The sequence below is a fragment of the Sphingopyxis sp. H050 genome (assembly GCF_001468265.1).
Taxonomy (GTDB): domain Bacteria; phylum Pseudomonadota; class Alphaproteobacteria; order Sphingomonadales; family Sphingomonadaceae; genus Sphingopyxis.
Window position 1 is genome coordinate 91,111 of sequence record NZ_LNRZ01000011.1, and the last position, 16,074, is coordinate 107,184.

A 16,074-nucleotide genomic window follows, 5' to 3' on the forward strand; every position below is an offset into this window, starting at 1 on the left:
AAATGCGATGGGTCAGTGATCAAAACAGTGCCATTATGGCTTCGCAAATGCAGACGGCAGGCCCCTGTTGAAGGCCTGCGAGAAATCTGGCGCAGCGCCAATGACAAGTCAATCGGCAAGAAGGCGGGCAGCGAGCTTGAGCCCTCTTGCGTCGAGCGGGCCTCCCCTGCACGGCTCTGAAGTCGCAACGCGCCCAGAGACGGAGAGTATGGGATGAAGAGATTTCTGCGGCGGCTCTTTGGAACGGAAACCCAAAGCGAGCTGCCCACGCGCCCAAAGATAACAGGTCTTCGCATGCAGAAGTTCGGGCACGACCTCGTTCGGATCGAGTCGATCGGGTTTTTCGGTCATCATGCCGCATCCCCCAATGGAGATTTTCACCTGATTTGGGCGGATCGAAATCGTGAAGGTACGGTCGGCGGATACCGCCGCGAAGGCCATGGTTCCTGGTCCCTGCTTCACGGCGATGAAATTGTCGCAACGGGACAGCTCGAGCGTCCCGCGGATGGAAAGACCGCGAACAATGGCAGCTTCATCATCCACGACCGCTTGTTCGGCGATGGCCTCAAGGGTCGGTTCGTAGCCTTCGGGGCCGACGGCGCAAAGCTGGTCGAAAAGGAACTGAGCGCCAATCTGATAAGCAACGGCCTGTCGGACGATGGACGCATCGCTATTTGTCAGACCGCAAATGCCCCCGGCAGCACCGACAGTTGCCGCTACATTCTTTTCGATCTCGAACTGGGGGATGAAATCGCTCGCTGGGAGGTCGAGACAGGTTGGGCGGACGGTTATGAGTTCGATACGACCAGTCGCCACGTCTACTTGTTACGGACGAACGCCTGCCGTGTCGGCTATGACTTCGACGGGGCTATGCTCGACCGCAAGAGCTGGCAGATCGAGCGCATCGGCGCTGGCGATCTTCATGTCATTCGTATGGTCCTCGCGTCAGAAAAGCCAATGGATCGCGGGATGCGAGAGGCACTTTTGGCCGGCTTGCATGTCGCGGCGCAAGGTTCTGAGCGCACGCTGCAAGCGCATGCTTTGCGGCTCTTGGGCGAATGGTACGAAAAGGAAGGCGCGATCCGGGAGGCGGTGGACGCTTATGAGAAGGCGTTGAGCATCGATGCCCGAATCGGCGTTGCTCGAAAGCTCGAAAAGCTTCGAAAATCTCTGCCATAATCTTGAAAATGGCGCCCCGTGCAGGATAAACATAACGAATATGTGTCGCCGTTTGCACTACCTTAGAGCGGGCGGACGCCGCCGACGCCAGCCTGGCGCCGTCTCCCACAGCCATTGGCGCTACTGCTTAGGCGAGATATCTGGCCGCTAGGGACCTAATGTTCGGGGGGCGAAGCTACGGTTGAATCGATCGATGTTCAATCGCGTAGGTTGATCGCTGCCATTCCAGCGGAGCGCAGATCTGCCCGATGCGAGCACGTCACTGGCTTCGGGTAACTTGAGCCGGGTGATCGACTGACCGCTGCCATGCTGCGGCAACGAGGTAGATCCCTGCCGCAATCATAGGCACCGTGAGCCACTGACCCATGTGAAGCCCTGTTCTGGCTGCGAAGCCGACAAGCTGGGCATCGGGTTCTCGGAAGAACTCGACCGTAAATCGGGCCAGACCATAGCCGATGAGAAACACCCCGACGAGCATCCCCGGCTTGCGCCGCGCGTCGGTGAACCAGAACAGGAAGGCGAGCACGGCGAACAGGACCAACCCTTCCAGCCCGGCTTCGTAAAGCTGGCTGGGATGGCGGGCGAGACCATCATGGCTTCCGGGGAACACAATCGCCCAGGGCACATCGGTGGGCTTTCCCCAAAGCTCGCCATTCACGAAATTGGCGAGACGACCGAAGAACAGGCCGATCGGCACGGTGCAGGCGACATAATCATGGACCCGCAGCCATTCGAGGCCGTGTCGTCGCGCGAACAGGATCAGCGCGAGCGAGACGCCGGCGGCACCCCCGTGGAACGACATGCCGCCATCCCACAGCTTGAGGATTTGCAGGGGGTGGAGGATCATCTCGGGACCGTAGAAGATTACATAGCCAAGGCGGCCACCCAGGATGACGCCGAGCGTCGCATAGAATACGAGATCATCAGCCTGCTGGCGGTTCATCGGGGCCGCGGGTTGGGCCAGCAGCCGCAACAGATACCACCATCCGGCAATAATGCCGGCGATATAGGCGAGCGAGTACCAGCGGATGTCTAGCGGGCCTATGGAGATGGCAATCGGGCTCAATCCGAGGCTGGCAAATGCGATATGGCTATCCAAGGATTGTATCCTGCCAGCGAGGACGGGTGCTCGAGCGCGCCATGGGATTACTCCGGTGCGATTGAAGCGCCGGCATCCTTGAGCGCCGCGAACCCGCCGGGGACGTGGGCGACATTCTCCACGCCCATATCCTTGAGTGATTTTGCGGCAAGCGCTGAGCGGGCGCCGGACCCACAATAGAGCACCAACCGCGATCCGGCGGCGAGTTTGGGATTGTGGGTGGGGCTTTGAGGATCGACCTGGAATTCCAGAAGGCCGCGCGGGACATGTACCGCACCAGACACCAGCCCTGACTTCGCGACTTCACCTGGCTCGCGGATGTCAACGAACCGTACCTCGGGATTGCCGACAAGTTTGGCTGCATCCTCAGGCGCGATAGTTTCGACAAGGGCATTCGCTTCAGAAACGAGCTGCTTCGAGGTGCGTGTTGGCATCGACTTTCTCCTGTAAATGAACCTGTAGCGGATCGCTCAGCCCTGCTCGGACTTGCCGCCTATTTGGCGTAGCCGCTCCGGCAAATCTGTTGGGCAATCACCGCAAAGCTTGTTTGCCGGAACGGCAACGTCGATCTTCTTCGGGTAGGGAAGATCGAGAGCCGCCATGATCGCGACAAATTCCTGAACGGTCTTGCCGGCAAGGCGCGGGTTTCGCTCACGCTCCTGCGCCACTGTCGTGATGTGGCGATGATTGTAGTCGTGAGCGGGGAAGATCAGACCGTCGCCCGGCAGCGTGAAAATCTTCTGCGTGACCGAGTGATAGAGCGTGGCGGCGTCACCGTTCTGGAAATCGGTCCGCCCACAGCCGTCGATCAGCAGGGCGTCGCCGGTGAAGGCGCGAAGACCATCGGGCTGATCGACCAGGTAGGTATGGTGGGCATCGGTGTGCCCCGGCGTAAACAGCGGCTGAAGCTTGAGCGCGCCGACGGTCAGGGGCTGGTCCTCGGCGACGCCGACGTCAGCACACGGAAGGCTGTCCATGGCGGGGTACGCGATCTTGGAGCCGGTAAGGCTGCGCAGATAGCAGGCCGAGGTGACATGGTCCGCATGCACATGCGTCTCCAACGTATAGGCCAGTTCGAGATCCAGTTCCTGAAGTGCGGCAAGGTCGCGTTCGATCGTTTCGAGGACAGGATCGATGAGGACGGCTTTGCGCGTTTCCGGGCAGCCGAGGAGGTAGGTGTATGTCGAGGACTCGGGTTCGAACAACTGACGAAAGATCATGATCGGCCTCCAATGGTGCTTAGCTGCCGATCCCGCCCAGGCTGCGGAACAGCATGTAGGCGGCCACGGCCAGCAGGACGAAAGCGAAGATGCGGGTGAGCAGGCCCTTATGATCGGCGAGCCGGATGGCCGTTTGCATGCCGGCCATGCCGCCAGCGACCCCGCCAGCGATGAAGAAGCCGGCCACGCGCCAGTCCACGAGGCCTGACAGGGCATAGTTGAAGGCTGTCGCCGAGCCGAACGCTCCCACCGAAAACAGCGACGATCCGACCGCGTTGAGGATGGGCATGCCGCTGCCGAGCATGATGCCGGGCACAATCAGGAAGCCGCCGCCGATGCCGAAGAACCCTGACAGCAGGCCGGCGAGAAGGCCGATCACCACGAGCCGGACAGCGATTGGCCGCGTGATCCGCACGTCCGGATCGCCGCCGCCCGACTTGCCCCGCAGCATCGAAACCCCGACCACGATCATCACGCCCGCAAACAGCACCAGGAGGTGCTGACCCGCCACCATCTTGCCCAGGGTGGAGCCGACCAGAGCGCCGACGACACCCGATGCCCCGAAGACGAGGGCACAGGGCCACTTCACGGTTCCGGCCCGGGCGTGTTGGTTCAGGTTGGCGAAGGCGTTGGCAGCGACCGCCAGCGCGCTCGTACCGATCGCGACGTGCGGGTCCTTCATGCCCACGACATACAGCAGCAATGGTAGGGCCAGGATCGAGCCGCCGCCGCCGATCACCCCGAGGGTGAAGCCAACGAGGACACCGGATATGAGCGTGAGGATGTCGACCAGTGTCATAGTGCAGCTCCGGCCCTAGCCGCACGATAGTGTTCCTGAATGGCGAAGAGGCCCATGCCCACCAGCATCGCCACGATGAACACCAGCGCCGCCGGCGCCCCGAGGCTCAAAGCAACGAGGGCTGGGCCAGGGCAATAGCCGACGAGGCCCCATCCAACGCCGAACAAAGCCGCGCCGGAGAGAAGCTTCTTGTCCAGGGACCGGGACGATGGCCCATTAAACGTGGCTGCGAAAAGCGGAGCCTCGCGCCTTCGGCCGAGTGCAAATCCCAAGGCGGAAACGATGACGGCTGAGGCCAGTACCAGGGCCAGGCTCGGGTCCCACGACGGCGCGGCGACATCAAGAAACGCCAGCACCTTGCCTGGGCTAATCATGGCGGAAACGATCAGGCCGAAGCCGAAAATGAGCCCCGAGGCCAGCGCAATGAGCAGCTTCCTCATTGTCTCAAAGCTCCACGACGTGCCGGGCAACGTACACAGTCGCAGCCGCCGTGATGAGGAAGACGCCGGTCGCGGCAAGCGAGCGGGGCGAAAGCCTCGCTATCCCGCAGACACCATGCCCGCTGGTGCAACCACTCCCAAGCCGAGTCCCAAATCCCACCAGAAGGCCGGCTGCGATCACGCCGGCGACTGGGGCCGGCGACGTGAGGTCCGGCAGCACGCCGCCCGCCGCCCGGTAAAGCAAGGGCGCAGCGAGCAGGCCGACCAGGAACATTCCGCGCCACGCCACATCGCCGCGGACGGGCGCAAGCACGCCCCCGACGATGCCACTGACTCCAGCAATGCGCCCGTTGGCGATCCACAGGAGGGATGCCGAGAGGCCGATGAGCGCGCCGCCCACGATGGCCGAAAATGGGGTGAACCCCTCCATCGTCAGGATTCTCCTTGTTCAGGATCGGCGCCAGCACAAAAGAGTGCGTAGAGTTCCGTCAGGATCGGCAGCACGCGTTCGGACGTGATGCGGTAGAAGATCGTTGTTTTCTCCCGCCGCGTGCCGACCAGGCCCTCGTCGCGCAGCGTGGCAAGGTGGCGGGACAAATTGGATTGTGTCAGCCCGAGGCGTTCGCCCAGTTCGGTTACCGACAGCTCCCCGCCGAGCAAGCTGCACAGGATCATCAGACGGTGCCGGCTCGCCAGCGAACGGAGGAACGCTTCCGCTTCGCCGGCCTTTTCCTCCAGAAGTTCTGGGGACATCTTAACGAGAGAAGGTCGCACGATTGCTCCAGACATCTTATATGCAACATATATGATGGATGAGCGTTCGATCAAGCCAGCTTAGGAGATTTCCCGTGCGCTACTATTTCGCCAGACTATCGCGGCATCCTTCGAGGAAAGTGGTCCTGCGCGCTATTGAAGCGCTAGAGCGTGGGCGACCAATGCCGATCGACAAGGCTGCCGGTGGCGCTTCCAAGCTGCGCTGCGCGCAGGGCCAGATTTAGATGCTCGATCGACGTTCACTGTTGGCCGGCGGAGCGGCACTGTTCGCCACCGCCGCTTGCTCGCGCTCCACGTCTTCCCTCGGCGGGGGCGGTGCAAACCCCCTCCCGATACCACCGCTCTTGGATGCGCAGCCTGGACGATCATTCGCGCTACAGGTCCAGTCCGGAACGACTTCATTCTATCCGGGCCGTCCGAGCGACACGCTAGGGTATAACGGCAGCTATCTCGGACCGACGATCAGAGTGCGTCGCGGCGACGATGTGGCGGTTGCCGTGACCAACCGGCTCAAGGCGGACACGACTGTGCACTGGCACGGGCTTCTGATCCCTGGAGAGCTGGATGGCGGCCCCCATCAGATCATCGCGCCGGGCGCGACCTGGCGACCGACGCTTCCGATCCGGCAGCCGGCAGCGACCCTCCTTTATCACTCACACGTCCATGGGTTGACGGCCGAGCAAGTCTATTCAGGTCTGGCAGGGGCGTTGCTGATAACCGATGACGAAGAGCAGGGCTTGGGCCTCCCGTCAGAATATGGCGTGGACGACCTGCCCCTGCTCATCCAGGATCGCCAATTCGAAAATGGTCGCCTCGTCATGCCAGGCGGCATGATGGTCGCCATGCAGGGCCGGCGCGGCGACACGACCCTTGTGAACGGAGCGGTAAACCCGCTGGCGGCAGTGCCAAACCGGTTGGTTCGCCTGCGGCTCGTCAACGCATCGAATGCCCGGATCTATGAGCTGTCGTTTTCCGATCAACGAAGCTTTTACTGGATCGGAACCGAAGGGGGGCTGCTCGAACGAGCAGTGGCATTGGAATCCATAACCTTGGCGCCGGGCCAGCGCGGCGAGCTTCTCGTGGACTTCACGGACGGCAGGCCCGCCTCGCTGGTAACGGCGGCTGATACCAACAGCGCGATGATGGGCGGCATGGGCATGATGGGGCGTGGCGCCGGGAGGACCGATGCCGCGGCGCCAGCGACCGTGCTGCGGTTTGAGCCGCGGCCGTCGGGACAGGCTCGTGCCAGCGGCGCCGTGCCGACCCTTCTGGCATCACGAACTCGGCCCGATGCCAGCAAGGCGGTGCGCCGTCGCCGACTGATCCTCAACATGGGCATGGGCGGCATGATGGGCTCAGGAAACGGCGGTGGCGGCCTGACGATCAACGGCAAGCCATTCGACATTAATCGCATCGATGAGACGGTGAAGCTAGGCTCCACCGAAATATGGGAGGTGTCTGGCGAAATGATGCGCCACCCGATCCATATTCACGGCGTCCACTTTGATGTTCTCACCCGTGGGGGCGGTCAGCCTGACGTTCTCGACCAGGGGCCGCGCGACACTGTCGTCGTCAAGGAGCCGGTGGAGCTTCTCATCCGATTTGATCAGCCGGCCAAGAGCGCTCCTTTCATGTATCACTGCCATATCCTTGAACATGAGGATAATGGAATGATGGGCCAGTTCAGTGTTGCGTAGGCGGAGGCTCCCACTTCTGAAGAGTTTATGCAGCGTCTACCGTTCAACAGGAGAGCAACGTTGCCAAAAGAGCTTTTGCCGTATTTCTAATCGCGGTAACGATGCTGATGGGCGGCACCTCGCTAGCGGCAGGCCGATGACTGCCGCACATACAGGATCGCCTTGCGCTCGAGATGCTGAGCCCCGATCTTCTCAAAGATCATCGCGCATCTCCTGCAGCTCCGCGACGGGGCCGCCGTCGGCATGGGCGAGAAGCAGGCGCACGATCAATGGCGTCAGCGTCTGCCGCGTCGGCGCGGGCAGAGTCTGCCAACGCGGTGTCTGCGCGATCCCGGAACCGTGGGGCCTGGAGAACAGATCGAACTGAAACGTCATGGACTTGCGCGGCATGGAGACCTCCCCGATGTAAGTCGTGAGAGCCCGATGCTGCGCCTGAAACCAATGAAGCCGAAACCGGCCGCGTCGCCTGCAGCAGCTTCACCAAGGCAACCAGCGCGCCAATATTGACGCGGGGAGCGTGGTCGACACGCATCATGCTGCAAACCGCGCGGTCGAACATCCAGGCTGGGATCTCGAGCCAGCGATCGGCCGCCGATCCTGCGATGCTGCAACGGAAAACGCCGCACCCCGCGCGCTCGACTACTTCATGAATGTAAACCTGAAGCCCGGTCCAGGGATGCCACTGATAAAGAACTTCGCGAACGTCGGTCCTATGGGCGTTCCGTCGTCTCGTTGTACAACACCGTGCGTCCCCACAGCAGCCTCGGCGGCATGGCACCCGCCGAGTTCACCAACCGCCCCCGTCAGGGGAATGAGGACACCGAAGCTAACTTATCAGCGGCCTGAAAACGGGGAGCACGTCATTCGCGGTCCGATATGCTGAATCAAGAAGCTCGACGGTCACCGACCAGGGGCTTAGGTCTTGGTTCAGCGAATGGGGATCACACTGACAATATGGCCACGCAACCCGACCAAATTACTACCGGAGAGGATCACGGTGGCCTCGTTCGTCGTCTTATTGCCCGTTGGCGTGACGATCCTGGCGCAACCTACCGAAGCTGGTTTCTGTGGGACGAACGGTTGAAAAACTTCCGCTCGATCCGGCGTGGTATTGGCCAGGTCGTTGGTGAGATCGAGCGCGGCACGTTCGGCGTCGCCTACCGGGGATCGTCGCTCGAAACGGTCGTTCATTCCGTCGCAGAGCAGCGTCAAATTTTCAAAGGCGCCGACCACGCCTTTCTCTGGAAACCGAAGCTCCGCATACCCGATATCTACGAAAACCCGGAGAACCAGCGGGCGTTCGGTCACTTGCTCGACGCCTGTTCGTGTTGCGACACGGCCGAGGAAATTATTGGCCATATCCACACGATCGATCGCTTGAAGATCAAGGGGCTCGGGCCAGCGGTCGCCAACCTGCTCTATTTTCTTCACCCGACGCTGGTGCCGCCCTTCAACACCGCGATCGTCAAAGGCTACAACGCGCTGACCGGCGCGAAGGTGAAGCTCGGGAGCTGGGAGCATTTTCTGGCGATGCGGTCGGGTGTACTCGACTTGAACGATCGCCACCGCGACCTGCTATCGAACGACCTGGGTGCGATTGGCGGCTTGCTGTTCGACATCGGCTTCGATCGCTACCCGGCCCCTCCTCTCGATGTTAGCGGCGAGGCGCTGGCAAGTTGGGGACAACGGCTTGAGACGGCGCGCGAGGAGGCGCGCACGCTCAGCAAGGCGGCGCTACGCGAAGGCGAGAACGAGCGCACCCATACTGAAATCCAAGCATGGCTTCGCGATCTAGGACTCGCGCTCGGCTATGACGTGTGGATCGCATCGAACGACCGCAGCCGTGCCTTCAATGGATCGCCGTTGGGACATGGGTGCCTTGAGCGCCTGCCCGCCTCCATCGCAACCTCCAAGGGGGCGGATTCCATCCGTCTAATCGACGTGCTGTGGCTTGAGCGCGGCGGCGATCACGTCGCGGCAGCGTTCGAGGTCGAGCATTCGACGTCGATCTACTCGGGCATTGTGCGCATGCTCGACTTGGCGCTGAGCGGCAGCGACCTCCACGCGACCGCAGGGCTGTTTCTGGTCGCACCCGACGCCCGCGAGGCGGATGTCCGCGCGCAGTTACAGCGTCCCGCGTTCAGCCGCGTCGCCGATCTCGACATATCGTATCTTCCCTACGGCGAGCTGGAGAGAAACCGCGAGGCCATCGCCCGGTTCGGCTCGGGGCTGAAAGCGATCAAAGCCATCTCCAGCAAGCTGGCTTGATCGATTGAGGTAAGGGGTACGCGCGCGCGCCGCGTATTTTCAAATGGGCGGGGGCTCAGCTGGAGATGAATGATGCATCAGATCGATCCCGAGATGAAGGCGTGCATGGACGCCTGCCACGAATGCCATGTCACCTGCCTCCACATGGCGATGAACCATTGCCTTGAGGCGGGAGGCCGACATGCCGAGCCGCAGCACATGAAGATCATGGCCGATTGTGCGCAGATTTGCGCGGTCGCGATCGACTTCATGGCGCGGAAATCTGAGCATCACCGGCATATCTGCCGCGAGTGCGCCGAGATTTGCCGGGCGTGCGCGTCGAGCTGCGAAGGGCTGGACGGCATGGAGGATTGCGTCGCCGCGTGTCGCAAGTGCGCCGAGGCTTGCGACAAGATGGCCGCGTAAATGGCCCGAGGGCGGCGCTTTCCCCGCCGCCCTCCCGTTACATTGCGAGCCAAGGCGCGTGAGACGGTGCGATGCACGGTCAGGGTTGCGGCAACGCTTTAGAGAGGGGCGTTGTCTGCCCTGCCGCTAGTAGGCTAGCGGCCCGCCCGCCCGCGGCTTGGCGCGGCGGTTCCAGGCAAACCCGATCACGATCACGGCAAGCATCAGGAGTTGTGCCAGCACCGACTGAAATGTCGGGAACAGGCCCAACATCGAGATACGTGGCACGCTGGCGAGCGGCGCTATGTCGATGATCCCCGCCTCTTGGAGGGCAGCGACTCCCTTACCGGCCAGCACGACCGTCAGAGCGGCCATCAGCCACGAGCTGTAGCGGAAGAACTGCGTAATCGGCAGCGTCCGGCTGTAGCGGAGCATGGCCCAGGCGATGACGGCGAGAAGGCTGATCGCTGCGCCGGCGCCGGCCAGCAGCATCGCGGTGTTACCCTGTGTCGAGAGCGCGGCGTAGAAAAGGATCGTTTCAAAGACCTCCCGATAGACCACCAGGAATGCGAGCCCGAACAGGAACCATCCCGACCCGCTCGATAGCGCCCGTGACATTTTCTCCCGGATATAGCGTTGCCACTGATCGGCTTGGGCCTTGCCGTGCATCCAGATTCCGACCGAGAGCAGCACGATCGCGGCGAACAGCGAGCCGAACCCTTCGGTCAGCTCCCGGCTCGCGCCGCTGATCCCGATCGCATAGGTGGCGACGGCCCAGGTAAGCCCGCCCGCGATGAGCGCCCCGATCCACCCGCCATGCACATAGCGCAAGGCTTCTGGCCGTTCCGCTTTGCGGAGGAACGCGATCATGGCGACCACGATCAAAAGAGCTTCCAGCCCCTCACGCAGCAGGATCGTAAAGGCCCCCAAGAAGGTGGACGCCTGCGTCGCGGCGTCGGGCGCGAGCGCCGCCTCGGCATCATCGAACAGGCCGCCCAGCACTGCCACTCGTTCGGCCACATCATCGGCCGACGTGCTGCTCTCCACAGCGGCGCGATATTCTCCCATCGCGCCTTCGATCCTGGACATGAGCGTCGGGTCGCGCGCCGAGAGCGTCGGTTCGATCGGCTCGAACCCGTCGAGATAGGCGGACAGCGCCAGTTCCTTTGCGCCGCGCCGGTCGCCGCGCCGGAACGCGGCGAGGCTTTGCGCAAGCTTGGAGCGAGCGACCGCGAGCGAGCCCGGGGCTTGTTGCATCACCTGATCGGGGTGGCGCCGCAGATAGGCGAGCACCGCGTCGGCTTTCGCCTGCCCGATGCTGCCCGCAAGCGCGGCGGGGGTGAGCGCGACCAGGGTTTTCAAATCGGGGATCCGCGCCCGCAAGCTCGGCTGGGACTTCCACAGCCGTTCGCCTTCGACCGCTTGCGCGTCGGTCAGGGCGAAGCTGCCAGCGCGGAACGCCAGCGCCCAGCGTTGATCGTTCGGCAGATCGGCGAAGCTCTGCATCGCGGTCCCGTCGATGCCTTGGCTTATCACCTGATAGAGCGCGAACACGCTGCGCTGGCGCGCCCGTTCGGCGTCGGTGAACGCGATCGGCGGCGGGTCGAGTCTGGCAGCGTCAGGCCCATGTCCGTCGCCGGTGAGGCCGTGGCAGGACGAGCAGCTTTGGACGTATAGCCTTGTTCCCATGGCGGGGTCGGGTGCCTTGGCGGGAGCGAGCGGCACCGGATAGGCCTTGAGCAGATCGGCGGCGAGGCCATGCGCGAGTGTCGCGACCTCTCGGGACGATCCCTTGCGGCCGATCACGGCTTCGAGCTGCGAAGCGCTTTGGATTAGAGATTGCCGCTCAGGCGTCGCGGGAAGTGCGCGGAGGCGCGTCGACACCCCAGCGGCGAACTCCGTCATCTCCGCGTATTCGGACGCGCTTATGACCGCGCCGTTGGCGACCGCACCGCCATAATCGACCGCCATATAGTCGAGCAGACGCCAAGCAGTTTGAACATCGCGGGTATCGGCCATCGCCGCAGCGGGGATCAACAGCAGCATAAGCGACGCGACCAGCGCGACCAGAGGTGACGGCATATGGGTGATCGATTCCAAGCTTCACTCGTCGCGGACTATGCGAACAGCTCTCATTAGCAGTATTGGGCAGCGTGCGCGACCACCAATGGCAGGATGATGAACATCGCCGCCGGAGAGCTGGCGGGCGATCGTCTCCGGCGACAAGATCGTGACCGCGAACCCGGAGACGATCGGGGGGGTAGAAAAGCGGCAGCGAAGGCGCGTGACGGTGTGCGATGCACGATCAAGGTTTTCGATGAGGCTAAGCAGTGATTGAAGATACTTTCAGATCACGTACTTGTCCCAGCTTGCATAATGCTCGGCGCTGCGCTTTCCCCTTGGAAAGCTGAGGCCGACGAGCGCAATGCCGGCTACGACCGAGGCCACGGCCCCAAGGTGACCAACGCCGTCGAGGAGGAAAGGCGCGGCCACAAGCCAGGCTCCGAACGCGACGTTGATCAGCCGCAGCGCGCGGGCAACTTCTGCGGTGGCGATGATCGCGACCGTGATGACCAGCGCACCCACAACGTGATCGCTGTTCGCCATACCGCCTTCCGTGCCGAACAGTATTCGGGTCAGCATCAGCAGGACGCCGATGACGATGCTCGCAGTCAGCGTCCATGGCAGGGTCAGTCCCTTCTTTGCGTCCGCCCAGAAGGTGCTTGGCGAGGCCATCGCGTCCGACGCGTCCACCGCTCCCGCCTCTATCGCGTCACCCTGGAAGAAGGTGCGGATCAGCGGTTTGCCTTGCCGGCGCGCCCAGAGAAGGAACTGACCCATCGCAATCACCTCGTCGAGCGCGAAGGGGATCATGATCAGCATGGCGAGCGCGGCGATCAGCGCCAGCGTGCTCCATGTGCCGATGACGATGGGCTGACTGATGATGAAATAGATGCTGATGACGCCGAGCGGGATGACAAGGATGCCGAAGAAGGTCACCATCCACGGCATGGTCCGCCAGCGGTCGCGGGTGCCCATTACCGCCATCAGGATCTCGAGGACATAGCTGACCGTGCCGAGCCCACCATCGGGAATCGGCCAGGCCTTGGACATGTCCGAGGTGATGATCTCCTCGGTGCCGTTGCGTGGATCGCTCAGGGAGCCGGCGAAAAACGGCTCCCAAACGCCGTCAATATGCCCCAGTTGGTAGGCGGTGAGGATGCGCGAGGTGAGAAGGCCGATCAGACCCATGGCGACGATCGGCAGCCGCTGTGCGTCGGTGGATGGCGAATAGGTCCAGCCGGGCGGGATGTTCTTGGGGTCCATCATGCCCGCCATGCTCATGCCCGGCATCATCGGCACGAGCACCGACAGGGCGATCACGGCCGAGCCGATGAGCAGGTTGTTGTTGTACTGAGCGGCGCTCGGGCTCCAGAAGATCAGCGGGGCGAAGAACAGCCAGATGCCGACGAACGCGACCGCCCACTGCGCCCATGTCTTCGTGCGGGCTGACAGGGAAAGTGCACCGAACAGCGCGATGGCGAACCCGCTGACGACGTCGCTGATGGCCAGCGCGTTCGCCCGCCACTCGATCGACGGCAGCCCGCGATCAATAGTTACGAAGCGCGCGGCTTCGCCGACACTCTGCGTGGTCACGGAATCGTATATGAGCGGGCTGGAGGCGAGCCACAGACCGAGACCGATGTTGGCGTAAAGCGCCCAGCGGGCACGGCGCTCATCGCGGTCCATCAAGGCCATGTGATCGCCGTGCCCGCCATGGCCCGACATCGCCGCGCCCGCGCCGCCGGTCTCGTGCCCCATCGCCGCGTGGTCCATCTTGCTGTGGTCCATCCCGCCGTGATCCATACCGGCCATTCCGGCGACTGCCGCTTCAGCTTGGCGGTGGTCCGGCTCCGCAGGTTTGGAAGCTTGATTGTCGTTCCAGGCGACCAGGTTCTCGTTGAGCTTGTTGTTCCGATACCAGGCGCCGGGATGACGCTTCAACGCGGCAACGATCGTCGGCAGCGAGTCGCGAAGATTGTGCTTCGGCTCCCATCCGAGCAGCGAACGCGCGCGGGAGACATCGAGGATATAGTGGTCGTTGCTGCTGTCGATCATCCAGGGCTGGATGAAGTCGTCGCTGCCGAGCGCTTCGTTCTGCAGGATGATCCCGGCTTTCGCGAGCGGCTGCGGAATCCGGATCGTCTTCCAGCCCTCACCGTGGAGCGCCTCGCCGACGATGTCCTGGATCTCGGCATAGCCGGGTGCGTCGGGCTCGCCGATGAGCAGCGGCAGTTCTGACGGCAGTTCGTGCCGCCGATCGACCAGACGCAGCACGGCGTCAGCCAAGTCGTCGCGGTGCACCGATGACTGCGCCGCACACAGCATGCCGGGATAAAAATGCGAAATCAGGCGGTGCTCGTAAATCTGCGATATCTGCTGCGCGAGAAAAGCCGAGCGTCCGTCGTCGTCGTAAACTCCGGCGGCGCGCATATAAACGACGGAGATGTTTCCGTGGCGCTCATGCAGCAATGTCTCGGCGTCGACCTTGGACTGCGGATAGGCCCAGGACGCGCCGATCGGCGAGTCCTCGTTGATGCGCTCGTCGGGTGTGGGGGTCGGCTTATGAACGAGCATCGTGCTGGCGAAGACGAATTGTCCGACTTCGAACGATTGCAGCCCGTCAATCAGCCGGCGGGTGCCCTGCACGGTGACCTTGTCGTAGAGCGGATTGGGGTCACCCGTGATATCATAATAGGCGGCGAGGTGGATCACCGAGGCGATGCGGTTGCCGTACCGTGCGCGCACCTCGTCAAGCGCAACTCGGACCGCTTCGTCTGACCCGAGGTCTATGTCGATCGCCGCCGCGGGCGGCGGTGGGTCGGGAGGGCCGGCGCGATCAAGGCCGACGACCGTGTAGCGCTCGCCGAGCTGGGCAATCAGCGCTGCGGCGATAAAACCGCTCGCACCCGTGATGAGGACGACTTCGCCACCCTGGCCGCTGCCGGCTTCACTGCGTTTGCCATCGGTCATGACTTTGCCACCCTTGTTCATTCATCTCTGAAAACACTGACAGGCCCACCCGGACCAACCCTCTCGCACGCCCAGCTTTGCAGCGCGACGCGGCCTTCCCGCAAGCGCCTGTGGGCGACTTAGGGCGTCGGACACGTAAGCTCAGTCCAAGCGGGGGGTGTCTTGGGAGGCGAGGGTTAAGCCGCGTAAGTGGGTAAAAGAAGGTGGAAGGCCTGAGCGGCGCTTGCGTGGACGGTTGGTCCATAGCGCTTACATGCCCGACGCGGGTGGCGCGAGGGTGCCTAGCCATGCCACGAGCGCCAGGATGCCGATCACGCAGGCTGTCTCGACCGCAAGGCTGACCCGCAGCGCCGTAAGCGCCCCGCCATGGTCGTTCATGGCAATCGAGCGCTCGAAGGCCGGCGTGAGGCGGAACCGATTGAGCGAAGCGAGCCCCAGCATCGCTGCGAACAAAACCAGCTTGGCGAGCAGCAGCAGGCCGTAGAGCGTCGTCCCCAAGGCCGCGAAATTGGCTGGGCCGACGAGCAGCCAGCTGTTGATCAAACCAGTTACCACCAGGGTAACAACAACGAGCGTACCAACGGAGCCAAACCCGTGCAGGGCGCGATGGGTCAGCCGAAGGTGCGCAGCATCGATCTCCTCGGCGCGCCGCGCCATCAGGAGAAGCAATCCGAACAGCGCCCCGACCCACAGACCGGCAGCAAGGAGATGGAGGATGTCCGCAGTGAGGTGAAGCCATCCCGTGCTTCCCTCGCTCGCGGCACCATGCCCGTTCCACGCGAGTGTCGCCAATGCCGCGGCTGCCGCAATCATGGCCATAGCCAGCCATGATGCTCTGCCTCGCGCCAGCAGGGCTGCACCGCCGGCGATGACGAGCGCCACCATACGCACCTTCCAGGCGGTGCCAACCGCCGACCCTCCGAGCAGCGCGGCCGCAGCAGCCTGATCGATCGGCCAGAACGGAGATCCGGCCATCGCCGAGGCCATGAGGATCAGGCCAGCGGCCGAGAGAAGCAACCCGAGCGCCGCGCTTGCCGTGAGCCAAGGCCGCAGCGCGATTGCATCATCGCGCTCGCCAAGGCGAAGGCCGTAGAGGCTGAAGGCCGACAGGCCGAACAGCGCCGCCAGGACCAGGTACAACGCCAAGCGGATGGCGACGGTCGGCCAGTCGAGCATTCGC

At 63.1% G+C, this 16,074-nt stretch carries 15 protein-coding genes; 4 read left to right on the forward strand and 11 right to left on the reverse strand.

Translation table 11 applies throughout. The features are described 5' to 3' along the window. Positions 1-213 precede the first annotated feature (213 nt). Complete coding sequence (locus tag ATE67_RS18895) at positions 214-1,179, forward strand: tetratricopeptide repeat protein (RefSeq protein ID WP_058818192.1); 966 nt, start codon at positions 214-216, stop codon at positions 1,177-1,179. Between the two features lie 259 nt (positions 1,180-1,438). Here ATE67_RS18895 and lgt read toward each other — a convergent pair whose 3' ends face one another. From lgt to ATE67_RS18930, 7 genes are read right to left on the reverse strand one after another with little or no spacing between them, the layout of a single operon-like run. Further along, positions 1,439-2,278 (reverse strand): prolipoprotein diacylglyceryl transferase, encoded by an 840-nt coding sequence (gene lgt, locus ATE67_RS18900; RefSeq protein WP_082395462.1) that lies wholly within the window; start codon positions 2,276-2,278, stop codon positions 1,439-1,441. 47 nt (positions 2,279-2,325) lie between these two features. Beyond that, a complete protein-coding gene (locus ATE67_RS18905; protein ID WP_054725933.1) occupies positions 2,326-2,712 on the reverse strand; it encodes a rhodanese-like domain-containing protein in 387 nt (128 codons plus the stop codon). 36 nt (positions 2,713-2,748) lie between these two features. Further along, positions 2,749-3,498: an MBL fold metallo-hydrolase gene (locus ATE67_RS18910; RefSeq protein ID WP_054725930.1), complete on the reverse strand. Its 750-nt coding sequence runs from the start codon at positions 3,496-3,498 to the stop codon at positions 2,749-2,751. A 19-nt stretch (positions 3,499-3,517) separates the two neighbouring features. Continuing rightward, a complete protein-coding gene (locus ATE67_RS18915) occupies positions 3,518-4,297 on the reverse strand; it encodes a sulfite exporter TauE/SafE family protein (RefSeq protein WP_058818193.1) in 780 nt (259 codons plus the stop codon). Further along, a complete protein-coding gene (locus ATE67_RS18920; protein ID WP_054725928.1) occupies positions 4,294-4,737 on the reverse strand; it encodes a DUF6691 family protein in 444 nt (147 codons plus the stop codon). The genes ATE67_RS18915 and ATE67_RS18920 overlap by 4 nt, the downstream gene beginning before the upstream one ends. Positions 4,738-4,741: 4 nt before the next feature. Further along, positions 4,742-5,167: a YeeE/YedE family protein gene (locus tag ATE67_RS18925; RefSeq protein WP_054725925.1), complete on the reverse strand. Its 426-nt coding sequence runs from the start codon at positions 5,165-5,167 to the stop codon at positions 4,742-4,744. A gap of 2 nt (positions 5,168-5,169) precedes the next feature. Further along, positions 5,170-5,490, reverse strand: coding sequence for an ArsR/SmtB family transcription factor (locus tag ATE67_RS18930; RefSeq protein ID WP_037530392.1), 321 nt, complete (start codon positions 5,488-5,490; stop codon positions 5,170-5,172). A 245-nt stretch (positions 5,491-5,735) separates the two neighbouring features. On the opposite strand from ATE67_RS18930, the gene ATE67_RS18935 reads away from it, so the two are divergent. Continuing rightward, positions 5,736-7,208: a multicopper oxidase family protein gene (locus ATE67_RS18935; RefSeq protein ID WP_058818194.1), complete on the forward strand. Its 1,473-nt coding sequence runs from the start codon at positions 5,736-5,738 to the stop codon at positions 7,206-7,208. A gap of 192 nt (positions 7,209-7,400) precedes the next feature. Here ATE67_RS18935 and ATE67_RS18940 read toward each other — a convergent pair whose 3' ends face one another. Next, positions 7,401-7,598 carry a hypothetical protein gene (locus ATE67_RS18940; protein ID WP_058818195.1) on the reverse strand — a complete coding sequence of 66 codons (198 nt, stop codon included), beginning with the start codon at positions 7,596-7,598 and terminating at the stop codon, positions 7,401-7,403. A 564-nt stretch (positions 7,599-8,162) separates the two neighbouring features. Between ATE67_RS18940 and ATE67_RS18945 the strand changes: the two genes are divergently transcribed. Next, a complete protein-coding gene (locus ATE67_RS18945; protein WP_058818196.1) occupies positions 8,163-9,476 on the forward strand; it encodes a hypothetical protein in 1,314 nt (437 codons plus the stop codon). A 72-nt stretch (positions 9,477-9,548) separates the two neighbouring features. Next, positions 9,549-9,881, forward strand: coding sequence for a four-helix bundle copper-binding protein (locus ATE67_RS18950; protein WP_058818218.1), 333 nt, complete (start codon positions 9,549-9,551; stop codon positions 9,879-9,881). Between the two features lie 126 nt (positions 9,882-10,007). Here the strand turns inward: ATE67_RS18950 and ATE67_RS18955 are convergent, their stop codons facing one another. The 3 genes from ATE67_RS18955 to copD form a co-directional block, all read right to left on the reverse strand. Then, positions 10,008-11,942, reverse strand: a complete 1,935-nt coding sequence (locus ATE67_RS18955; protein WP_058818219.1) for a cytochrome c/FTR1 family iron permease — start codon at positions 11,940-11,942, stop codon at positions 10,008-10,010. Between the two features lie 264 nt (positions 11,943-12,206). Beyond that, positions 12,207-14,915: a vitamin K epoxide reductase family protein gene (locus ATE67_RS18960; protein WP_231728231.1), complete on the reverse strand. Its 2,709-nt coding sequence runs from the start codon at positions 14,913-14,915 to the stop codon at positions 12,207-12,209. A gap of 228 nt (positions 14,916-15,143) precedes the next feature. Continuing rightward, complete coding sequence (gene copD, locus ATE67_RS18965) at positions 15,144-16,070, reverse strand: copper homeostasis membrane protein CopD (RefSeq protein WP_058818198.1); 927 nt, start codon at positions 16,068-16,070, stop codon at positions 15,144-15,146. Positions 16,071-16,074 lie beyond the last annotated feature (4 nt).

Coding starts and splice junctions, on each gene's coding strand:
- ATE67_RS18960 (WP_231728231.1), bottom strand. CDS start 14,915: ATGAACAAGGGTGGCAAAGTCATGACCGATGGCAAACGCAGTGAAGCC.
- ATE67_RS18920 (WP_054725928.1), bottom strand. CDS start 4,737: ATGAGGAAGCTGCTCATTGCGCTGGCCTCGGGGCTCATTTTCGGCTTC.
- ATE67_RS18925 (WP_054725925.1), bottom strand. CDS start 5,167: ATGGAGGGGTTCACCCCATTTTCGGCCATCGTGGGCGGCGCGCTCATC.
- ATE67_RS18895 (WP_058818192.1), top strand. CDS start 214: ATGAAGAGATTTCTGCGGCGGCTCTTTGGAACGGAAACCCAAAGCGAG.
- ATE67_RS18940 (WP_058818195.1), bottom strand. CDS start 7,598: ATGCCGCGCAAGTCCATGACGTTTCAGTTCGATCTGTTCTCCAGGCCC.
- ATE67_RS18930 (WP_037530392.1), bottom strand. CDS start 5,490: ATGTCCCCAGAACTTCTGGAGGAAAAGGCCGGCGAAGCGGAAGCGTTC.
- ATE67_RS18910 (WP_054725930.1), bottom strand. CDS start 3,498: ATGATCTTTCGTCAGTTGTTCGAACCCGAGTCCTCGACATACACCTAC.
- ATE67_RS18915 (WP_058818193.1), bottom strand. CDS start 4,297: ATGACACTGGTCGACATCCTCACGCTCATATCCGGTGTCCTCGTTGGC.
- ATE67_RS18905 (WP_054725933.1), bottom strand. CDS start 2,712: ATGCCAACACGCACCTCGAAGCAGCTCGTTTCTGAAGCGAATGCCCTT.
- ATE67_RS18935 (WP_058818194.1), top strand. CDS start 5,736: ATGCTCGATCGACGTTCACTGTTGGCCGGCGGAGCGGCACTGTTCGCC.
- ATE67_RS18955 (WP_058818219.1), bottom strand. CDS start 11,942: ATGCCGTCACCTCTGGTCGCGCTGGTCGCGTCGCTTATGCTGCTGTTG.
- ATE67_RS18945 (WP_058818196.1), top strand. CDS start 8,163: ATGGCCACGCAACCCGACCAAATTACTACCGGAGAGGATCACGGTGGC.
- copD (WP_058818198.1), bottom strand. CDS start 16,070: ATGCTCGACTGGCCGACCGTCGCCATCCGCTTGGCGTTGTACCTGGTC.
- ATE67_RS18950 (WP_058818218.1), top strand. CDS start 9,549: ATGCATCAGATCGATCCCGAGATGAAGGCGTGCATGGACGCCTGCCAC.